This window comes from Microbacterium sp. HMWF026, assembly GCF_003061325.1.
Taxonomy (GTDB): domain Bacteria; phylum Actinomycetota; class Actinomycetes; order Actinomycetales; family Microbacteriaceae; genus Microbacterium; species Microbacterium testaceum_E.
On record NZ_QAJB01000139.1, the window covers coordinates 1 to 3,573 of the forward strand.

At 69.9% G+C, this 3,573-nt stretch carries 4 protein-coding genes; all 4 read right to left on the reverse strand.

Annotated features, from left to right (window positions below):
* Positions 1-714, reverse strand: a 714-nt coding sequence (locus DBR36_RS06125) for a hypothetical protein (RefSeq protein WP_181373502.1), incomplete at its 3' end; no start/stop codon positions are given.
* A 267-nt stretch (positions 715-981) separates the two neighbouring features.
* The gene (locus DBR36_RS06130) at positions 982-1,701 is read right to left on the reverse strand and encodes a hypothetical protein (protein ID WP_108318030.1); all 720 of its coding nucleotides are present in this window, start codon (positions 1,699-1,701) and stop codon (positions 982-984) included.
* 78 nt (positions 1,702-1,779) lie between these two features.
* Positions 1,780-3,246, reverse strand: a complete 1,467-nt coding sequence (cls, locus tag DBR36_RS06135) for a cardiolipin synthase (protein WP_108318031.1) — start codon at positions 3,244-3,246, stop codon at positions 1,780-1,782.
* A 62-nt stretch (positions 3,247-3,308) separates the two neighbouring features.
* Positions 3,309-3,506 (reverse strand): hypothetical protein, encoded by a 198-nt coding sequence (locus tag DBR36_RS06140; RefSeq protein ID WP_108318032.1) that lies wholly within the window; start codon positions 3,504-3,506, stop codon positions 3,309-3,311.
* Positions 3,507-3,573 lie beyond the last annotated feature (67 nt).

The following is a 3,573-nucleotide window of genomic DNA, read 5'->3' on the forward strand; positions in this document are numbered from 1 at the left end:
CCCGACACGGGCGAGGAAGGGACCTGGATCGGTGAAGACGTCCAACGAGGTGATGCGCACGACGCGCCACCCGAGGTCGGCGAGCAGCTCGTAGCGGCGCAGATCCCGCTGCCACTGCCGCCGGTCACGCAGATGATGCTCCCCCTCGTATTCGAGTCCGACGCGTTGATCCGGGTACGCGAGGTCGAGGCGCGCGACGAACGATCCATCCGACGCGCGCACGACGTGAGCCGGGTGCGGCTCCGGTAGCCCCGCGTCCACGAGCAGCAGTCGCGTCCACGACTCGGGTCGTGATGAGGAGCCGTCGCGCACCCGGTCGAGAGCCGCGCGCAACGCGCGGGCGCCGTGTCGACGGGATGCCGCGACGGCGGCCTCGAGCAGGTCGAGCGATCCGAGAGCTTCGGGATCCCGCCGATGCTGCGGCTGGCGGACGATGGCGTCGCCGAGGGCGACCAGGTCGTAGGGGTGGTCGATGTCCGGGGCGAGGTGCACCCACGTGGTCGCCGGCGAGGTGAGACGGATGCCGTGGACCGGGTGCTCTCGCACCGAAAGCGACTCGGCGCTCAGGGAGTGTCCCCGCACGCCGCGCCCGTCGGGAGCGCGGCGGGGCTGCGCGACCGACACGTGCACCTGGTCGAGCCGGAGCGTCGCGGGAAGGGGGAGGTTCCACGCCGTCGCCGCGCTGCCGTGGCTGAAGAACGCGTGCGGGGACATACGCGTGGCGTACGCGAGCATCTGATCGAGATGGGTGCGTGGCCCCTCGGCATCCACTTCTCGTACGCCGTGGAATGGACGACGCAGCTCAGCTGAGCGGAGCCGCCCGGTTGTCACGCCCGACCGACGAGCCGCGCCGACACTGAAACGGGAGCAGAGCTCCGGGGGAAACGATCCGACCGCCATCCCGGCATGCTGGACCACTTCCTCCGGGGCGGCGCGCGCCGCAGGACATCCGGTGCAGAACGGCCCCGTGGGGAGGAGCGGTCAGCGGGTTCCGAGCACGGGTACCGGGTCGGCGACCTGCACCCCGCCGCCGGAGAGGACGAGCGACACCTCGCCCTGACCCGCCTCGCGGCCGATGTCGGCCAGGGTGACCCGGGGCGCGAAATCCATCGTGCAGATCTGGTCGGCCGGCGGCGTGGCGAACTGCACCTCGACGGTCTCACCCTGCGAGGTCACCGACTCGACCGTCGGCACGCACCCCGAGCTGCCGTACGTCACGATCGCCACCATCGAACGGTCGACCCAGCCGGCGCTGGCGGTCAGATCGGTCGGCGCGGCGGGGACGCTCGCGAGGGCGTCCAGACGCGTCTTGCCCTCGACGGCACCCGACACGGTGACGGCGAGCGGCTGCGCCGCATCCACCCCCGCCGGAAGGGGCACGAGCGTGGCGCGAGGCGCCATGTCGCGCGTGCACGCGTCGCGCTGCGCGTCCGCCAGGGTCACGGTGACCACGCCGTTCGCGACGGTCGGCTCACCCTCGACCACGGGAACGCACGACGAGCTGCCGTACGTCACGACCGCGATCGCGCGACCGGCGTCGACCCACGCGGCCGCGACGTCGGCACCCGGGGCCGAAGTGTCGGCATCCGGTGTCGACGATGAAGGGGCGGAGGCCGCTCCCGAGGCGCAGCCGGTGAGGGCGCCGGCGGCGAGAAGGCTCGCGCCGAGCAGGCCGACGAGGGTCAGACGGTGACGGGACATGCGGACCTCCGGGGGGGGCGGGTTCGGCATCCATGATGCCGAAGAATCCTGGATGCCGACGGCGAACGCCGCGCCGGATCACTGCAGCGCGGAGGTGAGGCGCGCGAGGTTGTCGAGGATCGTGGAGCGCAACGGCTGGCGGCGCCACTCCTCGATCGTGAGCTGGCGGCTGAGGGTGCGGTAGGTGTGCTCGACGGCGCGCATGTCGCGGACGAACTCCTCGCCCCGCACCAGCATCGAGACCTCGAGGTTGAGACCGAACGACCTCATGTCCATGTTGCTCGAGCCGATGACCGCGACCTCGTCGTCGATCGTGACGCTCTTGCTGTGCAGGATGAACGGCTTGCGGTACATCCAGATGACGACTCCCGCGCGAAGCAGCGCCTCGTAGTAGCTGCGCTGCGCGTGGTAGACCATCGCCTGGTCGCCCTCTTCGGACACGAAGAGCTCGACGTGCACCCCGCGCTGACAAGCGGTCGTGATGGCCAGCAGCAGTGCTTCGTCGGGGACGAAGTACGGGCTGACGATGATGATGCGCTTCTGCGCCGCGAAGAGCAGGCCGAGGAACAGCTTGAGGTTGTTCTGGAAGTCGAAGCCGGGGCCCGACGGCACGATCTGGCAGTCGAGGTCGCCCGGGCCGGACGTGACCGAGAACAGGTCGATCTCGTCGGTGAGGGTCTCGTCGGTCTCGCTGTACCAGTCCGAGAGGAAGACCGCGTTGATGCTCGCGACGACGGGACCTTCGACCCGCACCATCAGGTCGACCCAGTGCAGGCCGCGGCGGATGTTGCGGCGCAGGTTGTACGACGAGTCCGTGACGTTCTGCGAGCCCATGTAGGCCACGTCGCCGTCGATGACGAGGAGCTTACGGTGGTTGCGCAGGTCGGGACGCTGGTAGCGCCCGCGCAGCGGCTGGACGGGCAGCATGAGGTGCCAGTGCGCCCCCATCGCGTCCAGGCGTCGCAGGGTCTGCTTGTAGCGGGGCTTGCCGCGGTTGGCCCAGTGATCGAGGAGCACACGCACGACCACGCCGCGCTCCGCCGCCTCTTCGAGCGCGCGGAAGAAGTTGTCGGTCGAGTCGTCGGTCTGCAGGATGTAGAACTCGACGTGCACGTACCGTTTCGCCTGACGGATCGCGTCGGCCATGGCATCCAGGCTCTGCTGGTAGTCGGCGATGAGGGTCGCGGCGTTGTCGCCCGCGATGGGCATGGCGCCCAGGTTGCGGTTGAGCTGCACGAGCGAGCGGAACCACTGGGGGGCGTTCGGCCGCAGGGTGCCGAAATCGAGCGACGCACTCGTGTCGTGGATGTAGTGGTTGATGTCGGCCTGCTTGCGGCGACGCTTGCGCGGCAGGCGCGGGTTTCCGATGAGCAGGAAGAGCAGGACGCCGACGAACGGGATGAAGTAGATCGCGAGCAGCCAGGCCATGGCGGCGGTGGGGCGGCGATTGCGCGGCACGATGATGATCGCGGCGATGCGCACCACGAGGTCGACCACGAAGAGCGTGATGACGAGCCAGCTCGCGTCGAACGTGGCGGTGAACACGGATCCTCCTGGGCGGGTTGTGCACCCAGCGTAGCGACGACCTCGGACAGAGGTCGCGGTCGTCAGTTCGCGGAGCCGTCGCCGGCGGGAGCCGCGGGCGGGAGGCCGCGCTTGGCGCGCTCCTGCGCCTCGATGCGGGCGTAGGCCTTGCGCTCGGTGCGGTCCATGCGGATGACGTTGCGGAGGATGAAGAAGAACACGACCGACACGACGAGGGTCGGCAGAATCGCCCACAGCATCGCGGTCCAGGTCTCGTCCATGCCCTCAAGGATACCCGCGGTGTCTGGGCGCCCGCCCCGGACGACTCCTCCCCACCCGGTCGAGCGG